Origin of the sequence: Polynucleobacter kasalickyi, assembly GCF_900176405.1 — a bacterium.
In the GTDB taxonomy this organism is placed as follows: Bacteria; Pseudomonadota; Gammaproteobacteria; order Burkholderiales; family Burkholderiaceae; genus Polynucleobacter; species Polynucleobacter kasalickyi.
Genome location: NZ_FWXJ01000010.1, coordinates 86689 through 101058, shown reverse-complemented (window position 1 = coordinate 101058; position 14370 = coordinate 86689). Strand labels below are relative to the sequence as shown.

Sequence of the window (14370 nt, the reverse complement as noted above, 5' to 3'; positions counted from 1 at the left end):
TTAAGCATATCTATTATGAACTCAAACTCTTTCGAATTTATCCAATTTTCCCTTGATGCTAAAGTGTTAGCTTTTGGATCTTTCAAAACTAAAGCCGGTCGGATGTCCCCTTATTTCTTTAATGCGGGTGATTTTAATGATGGCGCAAGACTAGGTGCGTTGGGCGAGTTTTACGCGAATGCGTTGCTTGCTAGTCAAATTGAATTTGATATGCTATTCGGGCCGGCATATAAAGGGATTACCTTAGCGGCGACAACGGCTGTAGCGTTAGCTAAAAAAGACAAAAATGTCCCATTTGCCTACAACCGTAAAGAGGTTAAAGATCACGGTGAGGGCGGCACTCTCGTGGGAGCAAAGCTGCAAGGTAAAGTAGTCATTATCGATGATGTTATTTCTGCGGGAACTTCAGTACGTGAATCGGTTGAAATGATCAAAAAGGCTGGCGCACAACCCTGTGCGGTGTTGATTGCTTTAGACCGTATGGAACGATCTGGGGATGCAGTAAATGTTGGTGAATTCTCTGCAGTGCAAGCGGTGAAGGAAGAGTTTGGTATTCCTGTTATCGCCATTGCGAATTTACAAGATTTGCTCGATTTTTTACAAAGTACAGCGGATACCCATCTTCAACAAAATTTGGTGGCCGTACAAACGTATCGGAATACCTACGGGATTCGTTAATTTCTAACGGTAAAGTCTTGATTACAGGTCTGGCACACTAATTTTGCCTTCAAATACAGTTTCGGCTGGACCTGTCATCATCACGGAGGCATTTTTACCATCATTCGCGTATTGCCACTCAATCAAGAGTTCGCCACCCTTGGTATGAACACTGACTGGCGAATCGAGGACGCCCTGTAAGATGCCAGCCACTACTGCTGCACAAGCACCAGTTCCACAAGAAAGCGTTTCGCCTGAACCGCGTTCAAACACCCTTAAATGAATGGTATTACGATCAATGATTTGCATAAAGCCAGCATTGACTCGTGCCGGAAAACTTGGGTGATGCTCAATGAGTGGCCCTGTTAAAAGCACTGGAGCTTTATCAAGTGCATCAACAATTTGAACGGCATGTGGATTGCCCATCGAAACGGGCGTAACCCAAAAGGAACCTTCTTTTGTTGGCAAAAGGTAATTGATGGTGTCTGCAGTTACTCGAGACTCCAGGCCACTCGGATGAAATGGTATGAGGGGTAAATCTAAAACGGGTGCACCCATGTTTACCTCAACCAAGCCGTGATCTTTTTCACTGAGTACGAGTAAGGTATGGGCAACTTCTACGCTAATTTGTTTTTTGTCAGTAAGATTTTTTTCACGCACAAAACGAACGAAACATCTTGAACCATTACCACACTGCTCTACTTCAGATCCGTCATGGTTGATGATCCGATATTTGAATTCTGCATCTGGACGAGTTGGTTTCTCAATTAATAAAATCTGATCTGCACCAATCCCAAACTGTCGATCTGCTAAATAGCGCCACTGCGCACGACTCATATTGGAGAGGTCTTGATGGATGCCATCAATCACAATAAAGTCATTGCCGGCACCATGCATTTTCGTAAAGTGAAGTTCCATAATTAATAAAATTTGGGTTGGTTGTCAGGACGGTTTTTGAATCGCTTATGCACCCAATAATACTCTTCTATGCGTGGTTGTATCATCGACTCAAAGTGTTGGTTTAAACGCTTAGTGTCGTGCACAAAATCATTGCTTGGGAAGTTTTCCCAAGGTTTACTGATTTGGCAGGTATAAGATTGGCCATCCGGATTGAGCGAGGTTGTAACGCTACAAACTTGTGCTTTTGCAAGTAGCGCAATCCTAGACACGGAGGTTACGGTACAGGTTGGAATACCAAAGAATGGAACAAATACTGAGTCCTGTACCCCGAGGTCCATGTCAGGAGAAATAACAACGGGTTGACCGGCCTTTAAACTACGAATCATCTCGCGCGAAGACTGCAATCGATTACGCATTTTTGCGCCAAAACGTTCACGCCAAGTGCAAATACGTGAATCAAAAAAATCATTTTTCATTTTTACATACAACGTAGACGGCTCTTTAATGCCTAGCTCAGACATGTACAAGGATAAAGCCACTGCCCCTGCCTCTATTCCCATTAAATGTATTCCCACTAATAGTCTTGGCACACCATCGTCGAGTGGGACCTCACTCTGTACGGAGACAAGTTTTTTAATTTGATTTTTTGACCCAAGCCATAAATAGGCTCTCTCCGTCATACTCCTACCAAATAAACGCCAATTTTTCTTTGCAATCTCTGCGCGTTCTTGGTCAGATAACTCTGGAAAACATCGCTGCAAATTGATAGCAACGACTTTTTTCCGTTCAATTGGCAAGGAGCTAGCAATCGTACCCAATACATCACCAATACAATGATTGAGTCTAATTGGTAGGTACGATAAGAAATATAAAAAACCTAGTGCAAGGTAGTTAAGAAAAAGGGACATGAACTTCATTCAATAGCTTTAGGTGTCATCGTGCCATCTACCGGAGCAGAAATGCCTAGTGGAGCTTTATAGCGATTGTAGGACCAAAGGTATTGATCCGGGTGAGTCATGATCACCTCTTCTAACGCTTGATTAATTTGTTCCGCTGACTCTACAGGAACTTTACTTAAAGGTGTTGTAATGCGTTTAGCCTGCATCAACCAACCTTTACCATTTGGTTTACGAATGGCCGAAAAAATAATCGTCGGCACTGCATTTTTATTAGCAATCTTGGCCGGAAGTACCGCTGTGTAGGCTGGCTTTCCAAAGAAAGAAGCCCAAACACCCTCACCCTGTCCAGGTACCTGATCTGGCAAAATGCCCACAGCCTCACCTTTTTGTAGGGCTCTTGCTACTTGCCTCACCCCTTGTAAATTGGCTGGCACAAAATTCATTTGAGGGTGAGACCGCCCTTTTTCAATCAACTCATTTAACCAGGCTTGTTTTGCGGGTTTATAGATAATCGTGGCTGTAAAGTGCTCCGCCAAAACTCTTGGGATCATTTCAAAAGCCCCTAAATGCGGTGTTAGCATCAGTAAGCCACGCCCTTCGGCATAGGCCTCTTCGACGAGGTGCCAATCTTGTATTTCGGTGATGGCGAGTGCTTTTTGGGGATTGTGCCAGATCCAAAGACTATCCGTTAACATCATCCCAGCGGATTTTGCACAGGCGATTGGATTAATTTTGATGCCATATTTTTGGGTGGCATGTGTCGTATTTTCTAAAATATACCGACGATCATTTTTAGAAAAATGAAAAGTCAAAAACCCTAAAAGGGATCCAATCGATTGAAGCCACTGGAGGGGCAAATTGCCTAAAAAGTAAATAATCCATCTCATCCCACTATGATATGCAATTTTTGTAAGTTTGAAAAAATATTCTTTTTCAGATACACTAACAGATAGTAATCATCGCCGAGTTAAAGACAACTTGCAGGGCGACTCAAAAATTCTGCTAAAGCGTCGCCGTATGGATTAAGTTGTCGGCACGTGTTGTCATAACTTTTTTAGGAATCCATTTAATGGCGAACGAATATTTATTTACCTCCGAGTCTGTTTCAGAAGGCCATCCAGACAAAGTCTCCGATCAAATTTCTGACTCAATCCTTGATGCAATCATTGCTCAAGATCCAACTGCACGTGTAGCTGCAGAGACACTTTGCAACACGGGTCTAGTGGTTTTAGCAGGTGAAATTACTACTACAGCAAATGTAGACTACATCAAAGTTGCGAGAGATACGCTCAAGTCAATTGGCTATGACAATACTGAATACGGTATCGATTACAAAGGTTGCGCAGTATTAGTTGCATATGACAAGCAAAGTCCTGATATCAAGCAAGGTGTTGACAGTGCTGAAGATGATCCTTTGAACATGGGTGCAGGTGATCAAGGTTTAATGTTTGGTTATGCCGTCAATGAAACTCCTGAGTTAATGCCTTTGCCAATTCATTTGTCACATCGTTTGGTAGAGCGTCAATCACAACTGAGAAGAGATGGTCGTTTGTCTTGGTTGCGTCCTGATGCGAAGTCCCAAGTGACCTTGCGTTATGTTGACGGTAAGCCACACTCGATTGATACGGTTGTTTTGTCTACACAACACGCACCTGATATTGAGTTGGCTGCTCTCAGAGAAGCTGTAATTGAAGAAATTATTAAACCAGTATTGCCTAAAGAGTTAATTAAGGGTGAAATTAAGTACTTGGTAAACCCAACTGGCAGATTTGTGATTGGCGGTCCACAAGGTGATTGTGGTTTGACGGGGCGCAAAATTATTGTTGATACCTACGGTGGTTCATGCCCCCATGGCGGTGGTGCATTCTCTGGTAAAGATCCATCCAAGGTTGACCGCTCAGCTGCTTACGCAACTCGCTATGTAGCTAAAAATGTGGTTGCTGCCGGTCTTGCCACGAAATGTTTAGTTCAAGTTTCTTATGCGATTGGCGTTGCAAAACCGACCTCTGTGTGGGTTAGCACCTATGGGACCGGCGTTATTTCGGATGAGAAAATTGCTGAGTTAGTAAGTGAACACTTTGATTTAAGACCAAAAGGTATCGTGCAAATGTTAGATTTATTACGTCCAATTTATCGTAATACAGCCGCATACGGACATTTTGGTCGTGAAGAGCCAGACTTTACCTGGGAGAAAACAGATAAAGCCGCAGCATTAAAAGCAGCAGCAGGTTTATAATAGTACAAATTCTTCAAGGAGCGTTGCGAGGATGTTTTCTTATTTAAGAAAACACCCCAGGCTTGAAGGGGCTCTTATGGGTCTTAGCAACGGCGCTCACTAACCAAGTAATGCATGGTTGGTGGGCTTTTTTTTGCCCTCAATTATGTCTAAATTTATCGGAGAGTATATGAACCTACCAATGAACGGGACTGCCAACGATTATGAAATCGCGGATATAACATTAGCAGATTTCGGCCGTAAAGAAATCGCTATCGCTGAAACAGAAATGCCAGGACTGATGGCAATTCGTCAAGAATATCAAGTTAATCAACCACTCAAGGGTGCACGGATTACAGGTTCACTGCACATGACTATTCAGACGGCGGTATTAATTCAAACATTGCAAGCATTGGGGGCAGACGTGCGCTGGGCTTCTTGCAATATTTATTCCACACAAGATCACGCCGCTGCCGCAATTGTTGCGGATGGTACGCCAGTGTTCGCCATTAAAGGTGAAACTCTTGAGCAATATTGGGACTTTACTCACCGTATTTTTGAGTGGACTGATGGTGGTTATTCCAACATGATTTTGGATGATGGTGGCGATGCAACTTTGCTATTACATTTGGGTGCCCGCGCAGAAAAAGACTTAAGCATTTTAAGTAACCCAACTAGCGAAGAAGAAACAATTTTGTATGCTTCGATTAAAGCCAAGCTTTTAAAAGACCCAACTTGGTATTCTGTCAGACTGGCACAAGTGAAGGGCGTGACAGAGGAAACAACCACAGGTGTGCATCGTTTGTATCAGATGTTTAAAAAAGGCGAGTTAAAGTTCCCGGCCATTAACGTCAACGACTCTGTTACAAAAAGTAAGTTTGATAATCTCTATGGCTGTCGTGAATCATTAGTGGATGCAATTAAACGTGCAACCGATGTGATGATTGCTGGTAAGGTGGCAGTTGTGGCTGGTTATGGTGATGTAGGTAAAGGTTCTGCACAAGCTTTGCGTGCACTATCCGCTCAAGTTTGGGTAACTGAAGTTGATCCGATTTGCGCTTTGCAAGCAGCGATGGAAGGTTATCGGGTCGTGACGATGGATTATGCGGCTGATAAAGCAGATATTTTTGTAACAGCTACAGGTAACTATCATGTGATTACTGAAGAGCACATGTTAAAAATGAAGAACCAAGCGATTGTTTGTAATATTGGTCACTTTGATAATGAGATTGATGTGGCTAGTGTAGAAAAATACCGTTGGGAAGAAATTAAACCGCAAGTTGATCACATTATTTTCCCAGCTAGTAATGGTCAGCCAGAGAAGCGGATCATCATTCTTGCTAAAGGTCGTTTAGTGAATTTGGGTTGTGGTACAGGTCACCCTTCTTACGTGATGAGTTCCTCTTTTGCCAATCAAACGATTGCACAAATTGAGTTATGGACCAAGGCGAACACGAATGAGTACCCGATTGGTGTATATACTTTACCGAAGCATTTAGATGAAAAAGTGGCTGTTTTGCAATTAAGATCACTGAATGCGCAGTTGACTGTTTTGCGTCCAGACCAAGCCGATTACATTGGTGTTTCACAAAGCGGCCCATTTAAACCTGATCATTATCGTTATTAATTAATCAATGAATATATCTGAGATAGAAATTAGCGTTGAGTTTTTTCCACCGAAAACACCCGAGGGTGCCAGTAAGTTAAATTTGGTTTCGCAACGCCTGACAGAGGCGATTGCGCCAAGTTTTTGCTCGGTAACCTTTGGTGCTGGTGGATCTACACAAGAAGGCACGATTGCAACCGTCCAACAACTTCTCGCCAACGGCAATGATGCGGCGCCTCATTTGTCTTGTGTCGGTAGCTCGAAAGAGAACATTCTTTCTTTAGTGAACCGCTATCAAGAGATGGGCGTTAAGCGGATTGTCGCCCTGCGTGGAGACTTACCCTCGGGTATGGGGCAATATGGTGAATTTCATCATGCGAACGAATTAGTTTCTTTTATTCGTGAAAAAACCGGTGATTGGTTTCATATTGAAGTCGCGGCCTATCCCGAGTTTCATCCGCAATCTAGTTCTGCAGAGTCAGATATTCAACACTTTGTGAATAAGGTGAAAGCAGGTGCTAATTCAGCTATAACGCAATACTTCTTTAACTCAGATGCTTATTTTCAGTTCTTAGATGATGTGGAATCCCGTGGCGTTACTGTCGATATCGTGCCAGGCATTATGCCGATTACGAGCTCTACCCAGTTAATGCGATTTTCTGATACTTGTGGTGCAGAAATTCCACGCTGGTTAAGGCGTCGCTTAGAGGGCTTTGGGGATGATACTGCTTCTATCAAAGCATTTGGTGAAGAAGTGGTGAGTGACCTTTGCCTTCAGTTGATCAGTGGTGGTGCGCCGGGCTTACATTTTTATTCTTTAAATATGGCTGAACCTACGATTCAGATTGTGAATAATCTGCGTTAATCAAAGTAAAAACGGATTCCTTCCGCCTCTACTTTAAGATGCGATGGTGCCTTTGGTATCATCGCATTTTTACTTGTAAATTCATATACTGTGATGCCATTCAATAGCTGAGTCAAGATTGGATTGAGCTGCATCAATAACTTTTCTGAAGATGAGTAGAGGTTGTCAATATCTAAGGACTCAATTTGAGGTTGCATTAAGAGGACTTTTTTTGACATGTTGTCATACCTGAAGGAAGAACTGAAGCGTACTTTTCCTTTGATGGCAGATTGATTGGGCAGAATTATGGAGATAGAACTGGCAACCTCAATGCGCTGTGAATTTTCTTTGGTAGAAACATCCGTATTATTTAATTGAATCATTAATAAGGGTGAAAAATCTTGCGTAATTGGCGCATGTAATTGCAAATACAAATTAATCAATGAGGTCGGCAATAAATAGTCAGATTTTGCCTGACTAAAAACACTAAAAAAACAACCAAAGATAAGTATTAAGAATGCACGACGTAATGGAATAGACGTTGATTTCAATGTATTAAGGTCTCAAGTAGAGAGAAGATTCGGTGAGCATTCCTTGCAGGGGATAATCATGTTCCTGTGGTATCCAAAGAGGATGATCTGTTTCTAAGGCGTCTAAGGAGATGCCTAATACAAATGGTTGGCTGCCTTGATGTTGATACTCATTCAGCGTACGATCGTAATAACCTCCCCCATAGCCAATTCTCCAGATCTGCATCTCGGCAAAAAACCAGCCTACACAGGGCGCAATGATTAGATCTGGCTCTATCCTCTCTGTGCCAACTGGTTCGAAGATATTTGCAAAACCTTTTGTCATTGTGGTTTTGTCGTCCCAGGCGAAGAACTGGAGTACTTGATGTCGTTTTGTGATGGGCAAAGCAAGTTTTCTATTAGAATCATGGCGTTGCCAATCTAATAGGGGAACCCTGAGATCCAGCTCGCCATGGATTGGCCAATAAAACGCGATCTTTTGAATATTTAGCGAATATATCGTGTCGATTTTCTCTATAGCCATTAAAATCTTACTATGCAGTAATTTTTCAAAATGAGGCTTTACAGCAAGTTGAGCTTGACGCTCCTTGCGTAAATCGATCAGTTGTTGTCGTACTGCTTTATTTTGTACTTCATGCATAGGAGTTCAAATCCGTTGAAAGGGCTTTAGCAAGAATATATGCATCACTTAATACCATCCTTTACCAAATATTTTCAAGTTACCTTAATCGTTTCTATTATTACTTGTTTTGCGTCATTTGGGCACACTGAAGCAAAAGAGGTGAAAAACTCAAAGCATTCTGCTGGAAAAAGTACGAATGAAAATACCGCTGCACAAAACCCAAACAATACCCCCATTCCAGGCAATCAAGAATTAAGTGATAAAGATTTACAGTTTATCGATTTGCGCGAAGCTGCGCGTAAAAATGATTTGTTAAAGGCGCTTCAACTTGCGGGGAATCTCAAAGATTATCCAATGCAAGATTATGTTGAGTATTTTAAGTTAAAGCCAAGACTTTATGATTCGTCTGGTCGAGCAAATGCCATGACAGATGCCGATCGTGAAGTGGAAAGATTTCTCCAGCGCTACAAGGATACTGGACTAGCGGATCGACTGAGGAACGATTGGATTTTGGTATTAGGTAAGCGAAGAGATTGGAACGAGGTCGATCGACAGTACGCACAATTTGCCTTAGATGATGATACCCAAGTGAAATGCTATTCATTTTTAGCGCGCTTATATAAAGGTGAAAATCCAAAGCAGGTAGGTCTTGCTGCCAGAGCAGCGATGCAAGATGCAAGGTATTTTGGTGAAGGTTGTCCAGATGCAGTGCAAGCATTACAAGCTCGGGGCGGTTTAACCCAGTCTGAAGCAGAAGCAATTAGTCGAATCGCCTCAGAAAATAGTTTAGATACCTTGGCAAAAAAAATGGCGAATGATCCCATTTTTGAAATGGTCAAGTTGGCAAGGACTAATCCGACTTTGGCACTAATCAAATTAGAAGAATTTGATTTTGCTGGTTCATCTGAGCATCGTGGATTAATGTATGGCGTAGTTGGTCAGTTCCTCGCCAAAAAACAAGATCCCAAAGCACTCGAAATGTTTAAACGTCAACACCAACTGAGCGACAGTGGACTACTCTCCCCTGAGTCTTCTGAGTGGAAAGTGAGAGCTGCTCTGAAGGAAAAAGATTGGAAGTTTGTTAAAGAGTCGATTGAAACGATGCCAGATTGGATCCGCTTACGAGATCCGGCCTGGACTTATTGGTACGGTCGAGCACTCAAGGAATTGAAGGACCAAAGAGCAAACGAATACTTTATGTCCATCTCTTCACAATTTAATTTTTATGGTCAATTAGCCTTAGAGGAACTCAACAAGCAAATCGTGATTCCCGCCAAAGTTACCGTGAGTGATAACGAAATATCTACGATCGGATTGACACACTCAGCCTTCGATAAGGCTGCTAAGTTGTATGCCATGAATCTGCGGACAGAAGGAAATCGTGAATGGAATTGGGAATTAAGAAATTTATCTGATCGTGAACTGATTGCAGCGGCTGAATATGGTAAACGGATTGGGCTGTTAGATAGAACCGTAAGTACCGCTGATCGAACCAAGATTGAACATAATTTTTCATTGCGATATCCAACTCCTTATATTGAGAAACTGAATCCGATTACCCAGAAAATTAATTTAGATATCCATTGGGTTTATGGTTTGATTCGCCAAGAGTCTCGTTTCATTACTTCAGCAAAATCTGGCGTGGGTGCGTCTGGTTTGATGCAAGTGATGCCGACAACCGGCAAGTATGTGGCTAAAAAAATTGGCTTATCAGATTTTCGCCCTGAGAATCTTGCAGAAATTAATACGAATTTAATGATTGGCTGTAATTATTTGAACATGGTCTTGAACGATTTGGATGGCTCTTGGGGATTGGCCTCAGCGGCCTACAATGCAGGGCCGAGTAGACCGAAGCAATGGCGCCAGTCATTAAAGAAACAAGTAGATGGTGCCATTTTTGCCGAAACGATTCCTTTCAATGAGACAAGAACCTATGTTAAAAATGTTTTATCGAACGCTGTTTATTATGCGCATTTAAATGGTAAAACAAACTCTCTTAAAGAAAAATTAGGAAATGTTTATCCCGCTGTTGCCGTAACATCTAATTTGCCCTGAGTTTTCTGAGCCACATTTTTTAAACTGGAATTTTTATGAGTCAACAAGTATTAATTATTGGTGGTACCGGCTTTGTTGGATCTCATCTTACCCAAGAACTCTTGGCGCAAAATTATTCCGTGGTCATTGCCAAAAGATCAGATAGTCCATCGAAGTATTTATTAGATCAGCGTGCGCGTGTGATATCGCATCATGATTATTCTGAAATGGGTGTGCGAGAACTGTTAGGTCATGTACCTAAGGATGCCGTGGTAATTAACTTGGTGGGTGTCTTACACGCAAAACAAGATGATCCTTATGGACCGGAGTTTTTAGAAGCGCATGTCAATATTCCGACGCACATCATTTCTGCCATGAAATTTTTAGGCATGAAAAGATATCTGCATATGAGCGCACTTGGAGCTGATGCAGATGGAACTTCCATGTACCTTCGGTCAAAAGGTGATGCAGAGGATCTGGTCAGGAACTCTGGCCTCGACTTTACTATCTTTAGACCCTCAGTAGTTTTTGGTAACGACGACCAATTTATTAATATGTTTGGAAAGTTACAAAAATATTTTCCGATCATGCCATTAGGTGGCGCTAAAGTCTTATTTCAACCGGTGAGTGTGGAAGATGTCAGTAAGGCTTTTACCCAAGCTATTGCGATGCCCCAAACCATCCACCAGTCTATCGACTTATGTGGTCCAACAGTCTATTCCTTAGCTGAAATTGTAAAATTTGCGGCGAAACGTCAAGGCGTATCTCGACCCATTATTCCTTTACCAAATTGGGCGACATATTTACAGGCATGTTTACTTGAGTTCCTGCCTGGACCCAAAGTGATGTCACGAGACAATGTGGCTTCCATGAAAACGCCTAGCGTGTTGTCATCCGGATCACCTAATCCCTTAGAGCAAATTTTTGGATTGACTCCAACTCCATTAGAAAGTTTACTCAAGTGAAAGTGTATGTAGTCGGCGGTGCGATTCGCGATCAGTTACTCGGCTTATCAGCATCTGATCGTGATTATGTGGTGGTTGGGAGTACACCACAAGCAATGATTGCCAAAGGATTTATACCTGTAGGGCAAGACTTTCCAGTTTTTCTTCATCCGCAAACGAAAGAGGAGTACGCCTTAGCGAGGACGGAAAGAAAGTCTGGACAGGGATATAAGGGCTTTACTTTTTACACTTCCCCAGAGGTCACTCTTGAGCAAGATTTAATTCGTAGGGATTTTACGATCAATGCGATGGCGCAAGAGGTCGACGATAACGGAGCCTTGGTCGGTCCGATCATCGATCCCTATGGCGGTCAAATGGATTTAAAGGGACACCTGTTTCGCCATGTAAGCGATGCCTTTAAAGAGGACCCTTTGCGAATACTCCGCTTAGGCAGATTCTTGGCACGCTTTAATACCTTTGTAGTAGCGCCAACGACGCTAACCTTAGTTCAAGAAATGGTACAAAACCAAGAGTTGCAATATTTAGTACCAGAGCGCATTTGGCAGGAATTGAGCCGTGGCTTATTAGAATCTAAACCCTCGCGCATGTTTGATTTTTTGCGGGAAATAGGCGTTAATCAAGCCTTGTTACCAGGCCATCTATTTGTTGATTCGAGATTGAAAAATACCGGAAAAGTTCTAGATCAACTTGCAATAGAGCACGCTCCTTTAGAAAATCGATTAGCCGTTTTATTGTGTGAACTCGATCGCGCTGAAGTTGATCAGTGGCTTGAACAGAATAAAGTTCCAACAGATTTAAGAAACTTTGCCAAAGCATATGGTCAGGTGAATCGTTTTTTAAAGACGAGCCACTCTACCCCTAATGAGTTTTTGAGTCTTTTCGACGGCTCTGATTTATGGCGAAAGTCAGAGCGATTTATGCAGCTCTGCACCTTAGCTAGGTCATTAGGGATGGATACTCTTATATTGGACGCAGTCATCAAAAAGGTTCAAGCAGTAAATTCTGGTGAGATTGCAAAGCAAGTCACCAGCAATAATGGTCAAGATATTGCTAACGCAGTGATGGCGGCTCGTCTTAAAGCAATCTCATCCGCCCTCTAAAGCCCGGTAAGGTATTCAATAATTCATCCAATGAATCATCTTTTAGGCGATTCATTGACCATGCCGCCACTTTAAATAACTCGCCCATTTCTGCTTCTGAAATGAGTTTCTGTAGGGCATTACTTTGGGGTAAAAATCGCATTGGATCGTTGATGTCGGCGTTCGATAATAGTAATTGACCAATACCAGCATCCAGTAGGTAAGCACCTTGACTAAGATAGGCAATTAAATCGAGACCTTCATTGAGGGCGACTTGATTTAAGCTAGTCCATTCCACATGGGCGGTTAGATCACATAAGCCAGGTAAATAAAATAAGTCATTAATGGAGTGGTGTTGGTGATGCGCAATGATGGTCCCTTGCGCTCTTTGGGGATGGTAATACTCTTTTGCGGGAAAGCCATAATCAATCGTCATCAGTAGACCTTGACGAAGAGATTTAGCAATCATGGCGATCCAAGATTGCGCACGTAAATGGGTTTCGGTTTGATAACCAACGGGTAAATCAGTATCATTTTCACGCAGATAAGTTGGTAAATCTTCCATTGGAACTTTCTGATAGTCTATCCATATCCAATGGTCAGAAAAGCTCGGTGAGCTTGCATGAGGGTTTTGCGTGATGCCACGGTAATACCACCCATCTGCCTTTTTAATGATGAGGTCGACGGGGAAAGCGTCAATCACTTCATTCGCTAGAATCACCCCATCAAATTCAACGGGCATAGCCGAAAGCCATTCGATAGCGACTGGGATTTGATGTTCTTTAATAAATTGCTGGAGATGTGTCTTTTGACGCTCTTGTAAATCCGGAGAGACCTCTAAGATTTGATAAACATGGGGAAGAGTATTTAGCTGATGTAACTGCAGTAGAATACTGGCCGCTAAAGCCCCGGATCCGGCTCCAAACTCTAGAATTTTGGCAATATGTCGACCAGCCCGAAAATGTTGAATCACTGGAGAGATTGTTTCTGCAATACTTGCACCAAAATATGGACTGATTTCAGGAGCGGTTATAAAATCACCCTTTGACCCAAGTTTCATTGCGCCGCCAGTGTAATACCCTAATGTTGGGGAATACAGGGCTAAATCCATAAAGTCAGAAAATAGCAATCTATTGTCAGATTTTTGAATAACTTCATCAATAAGGATCGATAATTGACGACAGTGGGATAATGCTTCGGTATTGCTTAGTATTTCCATGAAAGATCTAAATTTAAATGAACCAACAAAATAAAATTGCGCTGATCACCGGTGCTGCAAAACGAGTAGGGCGAGTGATTGCGCTACAAATGGCTGCGGCAGGCTGGGATATTGCAATTCATTATGGTAAATCAAAGCAAGACGCTCTAGGGGTAATTTCGCAAATTGAAGACATGGGGTGCCGAGTCATTGGCATTGAAGCGGATCTGCAAGATCCTGAAGAAGTTAAAAAAATCCTACCCGAATGTGTTGCTCGCTTAGGTTTGCCAGACTGCTTAATCAATAATGCTGCTTTATTTGAGTATGACGAGCCAAGTGCCTTTCAGAGCGATTTATTGAATGCACATATGCAGATCAATGTCGCTGCCCCCTTAATATTGTCTGAACAACTTTATCAACTGCATGCTGCGCAAACTTCGCCCAAAGAGCCTGCTGTCATTATTCATTTGCTGGATCAAAAATTAGATAATTTAAACCCGGATTTTTTTTCATATACGATGTCGAAGGCCGCTTTAGAAGCTGCCATGAAAATGCAAGCACTGCATTTTGCTCCTAAGCTAAGGGTGGTAGGAGTTGCGCCAGGTATTACGATGATTTCCGGTGATCAAAGTGCTTCTAGCTTTCAACAAGCGCATCAAATGACACCACTGCAAAGGTCCTCGTCACCGGAGGACATTGCACAAGGTATTCTTTATGTTTGTAGCGCAAAAGCGATGACAGGAACAACCCTCCAAATTGATGGTGGCCAACACTTATTTGGCTCACGCAGAGATGTAATGTTTTTAACGAATGAATAAAGG

Annotated in this window: 14 protein-coding genes and 1 riboswitch; of the genes, 8 read left to right on the top strand and 6 right to left on the bottom strand. The window is 42.4% G+C overall.

The window, feature by feature from the left end; translation table 11 throughout:
- The first annotated feature begins 6 nt into the window (after positions 1-6).
- Positions 7-678, top strand: a complete 672-nt coding sequence (gene pyrE / locus B8983_RS10065; RefSeq protein WP_084284132.1) for an orotate phosphoribosyltransferase — start codon at positions 7-9, stop codon at positions 676-678.
- A 21-nt stretch (positions 679-699) separates the two neighbouring features.
- Here the strand turns inward: pyrE and dapF are convergent, their stop codons facing one another.
- Genes dapF through B8983_RS10050 form a run of 3 tightly spaced genes read right to left on the bottom strand, consistent with a single transcriptional unit; the run spans position 700 to position 3343 of the window.
- Positions 700-1575 carry a diaminopimelate epimerase gene (gene dapF / locus B8983_RS10060; RefSeq protein WP_084284130.1) on the bottom strand — a complete coding sequence of 292 codons (876 nt, stop codon included), beginning with the start codon at positions 1573-1575 and terminating at the stop codon, positions 700-702.
- A 2-nt stretch (positions 1576-1577) separates the two neighbouring features.
- Positions 1578-2465, bottom strand: a complete 888-nt coding sequence (locus B8983_RS10055; RefSeq protein ID WP_159460885.1) for an LpxL/LpxP family acyltransferase — start codon at positions 2463-2465, stop codon at positions 1578-1580.
- A 5-nt stretch (positions 2466-2470) separates the two neighbouring features.
- Positions 2471-3343 carry a lysophospholipid acyltransferase family protein gene (locus tag B8983_RS10050; RefSeq protein WP_084284125.1) on the bottom strand — a complete coding sequence of 291 codons (873 nt, stop codon included), beginning with the start codon at positions 3341-3343 and terminating at the stop codon, positions 2471-2473.
- Between the two features lie 182 nt (positions 3344-3525).
- Between B8983_RS10050 and metK the strand changes: the two genes are divergently transcribed.
- The 3 genes from metK (at position 3526) to metF (ending at position 7142) form a co-directional block, all read left to right on the top strand.
- Positions 3526-4692 carry a methionine adenosyltransferase gene (gene metK / locus B8983_RS10045; protein WP_084284122.1) on the top strand — a complete coding sequence of 389 codons (1167 nt, stop codon included), beginning with the start codon at positions 3526-3528 and terminating at the stop codon, positions 4690-4692.
- Between the two features lie 9 nt (positions 4693-4701).
- Positions 4702-4797, top strand: a riboswitch (S-adenosyl-L-homocysteine riboswitch).
- 64 nt (positions 4798-4861) lie between these two features.
- Positions 4862-6298 (top strand): adenosylhomocysteinase, encoded by a 1437-nt coding sequence (gene ahcY, locus B8983_RS10040; RefSeq protein ID WP_200806892.1) that lies wholly within the window; start codon positions 4862-4864, stop codon positions 6296-6298.
- Between the two features lie 7 nt (positions 6299-6305).
- Positions 6306-7142 (top strand): methylenetetrahydrofolate reductase [NAD(P)H], encoded by an 837-nt coding sequence (gene metF / locus B8983_RS10035; protein WP_200806891.1) that lies wholly within the window; start codon positions 6306-6308, stop codon positions 7140-7142.
- On the opposite strand, the gene B8983_RS10030 is transcribed toward metF, so the two are convergent.
- Both B8983_RS10030 and B8983_RS10025 read right to left on the bottom strand, forming a co-directional pair.
- Positions 7139-7672 (bottom strand): DUF1439 domain-containing protein, encoded by a 534-nt coding sequence (locus tag B8983_RS10030; protein WP_084284118.1) that lies wholly within the window; start codon positions 7670-7672, stop codon positions 7139-7141. The two genes, metF and B8983_RS10030, sit on opposite strands and share 4 nt — an antisense overlap.
- Positions 7673-7676: 4 nt before the next feature.
- Complete coding sequence (locus B8983_RS10025; RefSeq protein WP_084284114.1) at positions 7677-8291, bottom strand: 5-formyltetrahydrofolate cyclo-ligase; 615 nt, start codon at positions 8289-8291, stop codon at positions 7677-7679.
- Between the two features lie 39 nt (positions 8292-8330).
- Here B8983_RS10025 and B8983_RS10020 point away from each other — a divergent pair, with 39 nt between their 5' ends.
- From B8983_RS10020 to B8983_RS14280, 3 genes are read left to right on the top strand one after another with little or no spacing between them, the layout of a single operon-like run.
- Positions 8331-10328: a lytic transglycosylase domain-containing protein gene (locus B8983_RS10020; RefSeq protein ID WP_084284109.1), complete on the top strand. Its 1998-nt coding sequence runs from the start codon at positions 8331-8333 to the stop codon at positions 10326-10328.
- 35 nt (positions 10329-10363) lie between these two features.
- On the top strand, positions 10364-11272 hold the full coding sequence (locus B8983_RS10015) for a complex I NDUFA9 subunit family protein (RefSeq protein WP_084284105.1): 909 nt from the start codon (positions 10364-10366) through the stop codon (positions 11270-11272).
- A complete protein-coding gene (locus B8983_RS14280; RefSeq protein WP_084284101.1) occupies positions 11269-12372 on the top strand; it encodes a tRNA nucleotidyltransferase/poly(A) polymerase-related protein in 1104 nt (367 codons plus the stop codon). Before B8983_RS10015 ends, B8983_RS14280 begins: the two co-directional genes overlap by 4 nt.
- On the opposite strand, the gene B8983_RS10005 is transcribed toward B8983_RS14280, so the two are convergent.
- A complete protein-coding gene (locus B8983_RS10005; protein ID WP_084284097.1) occupies positions 12347-13570 on the bottom strand; it encodes a class I SAM-dependent methyltransferase in 1224 nt (407 codons plus the stop codon). The two genes, B8983_RS14280 and B8983_RS10005, sit on opposite strands and share 26 nt — an antisense overlap.
- A 17-nt stretch (positions 13571-13587) precedes the next feature.
- On the opposite strand from B8983_RS10005, the gene B8983_RS10000 reads away from it, so the two are divergent.
- Positions 13588-14367: an SDR family oxidoreductase gene (locus B8983_RS10000; protein WP_084284093.1), complete on the top strand. Its 780-nt coding sequence runs from the start codon at positions 13588-13590 to the stop codon at positions 14365-14367.
- Positions 14368-14370: the final 3 nt, after the last annotated feature.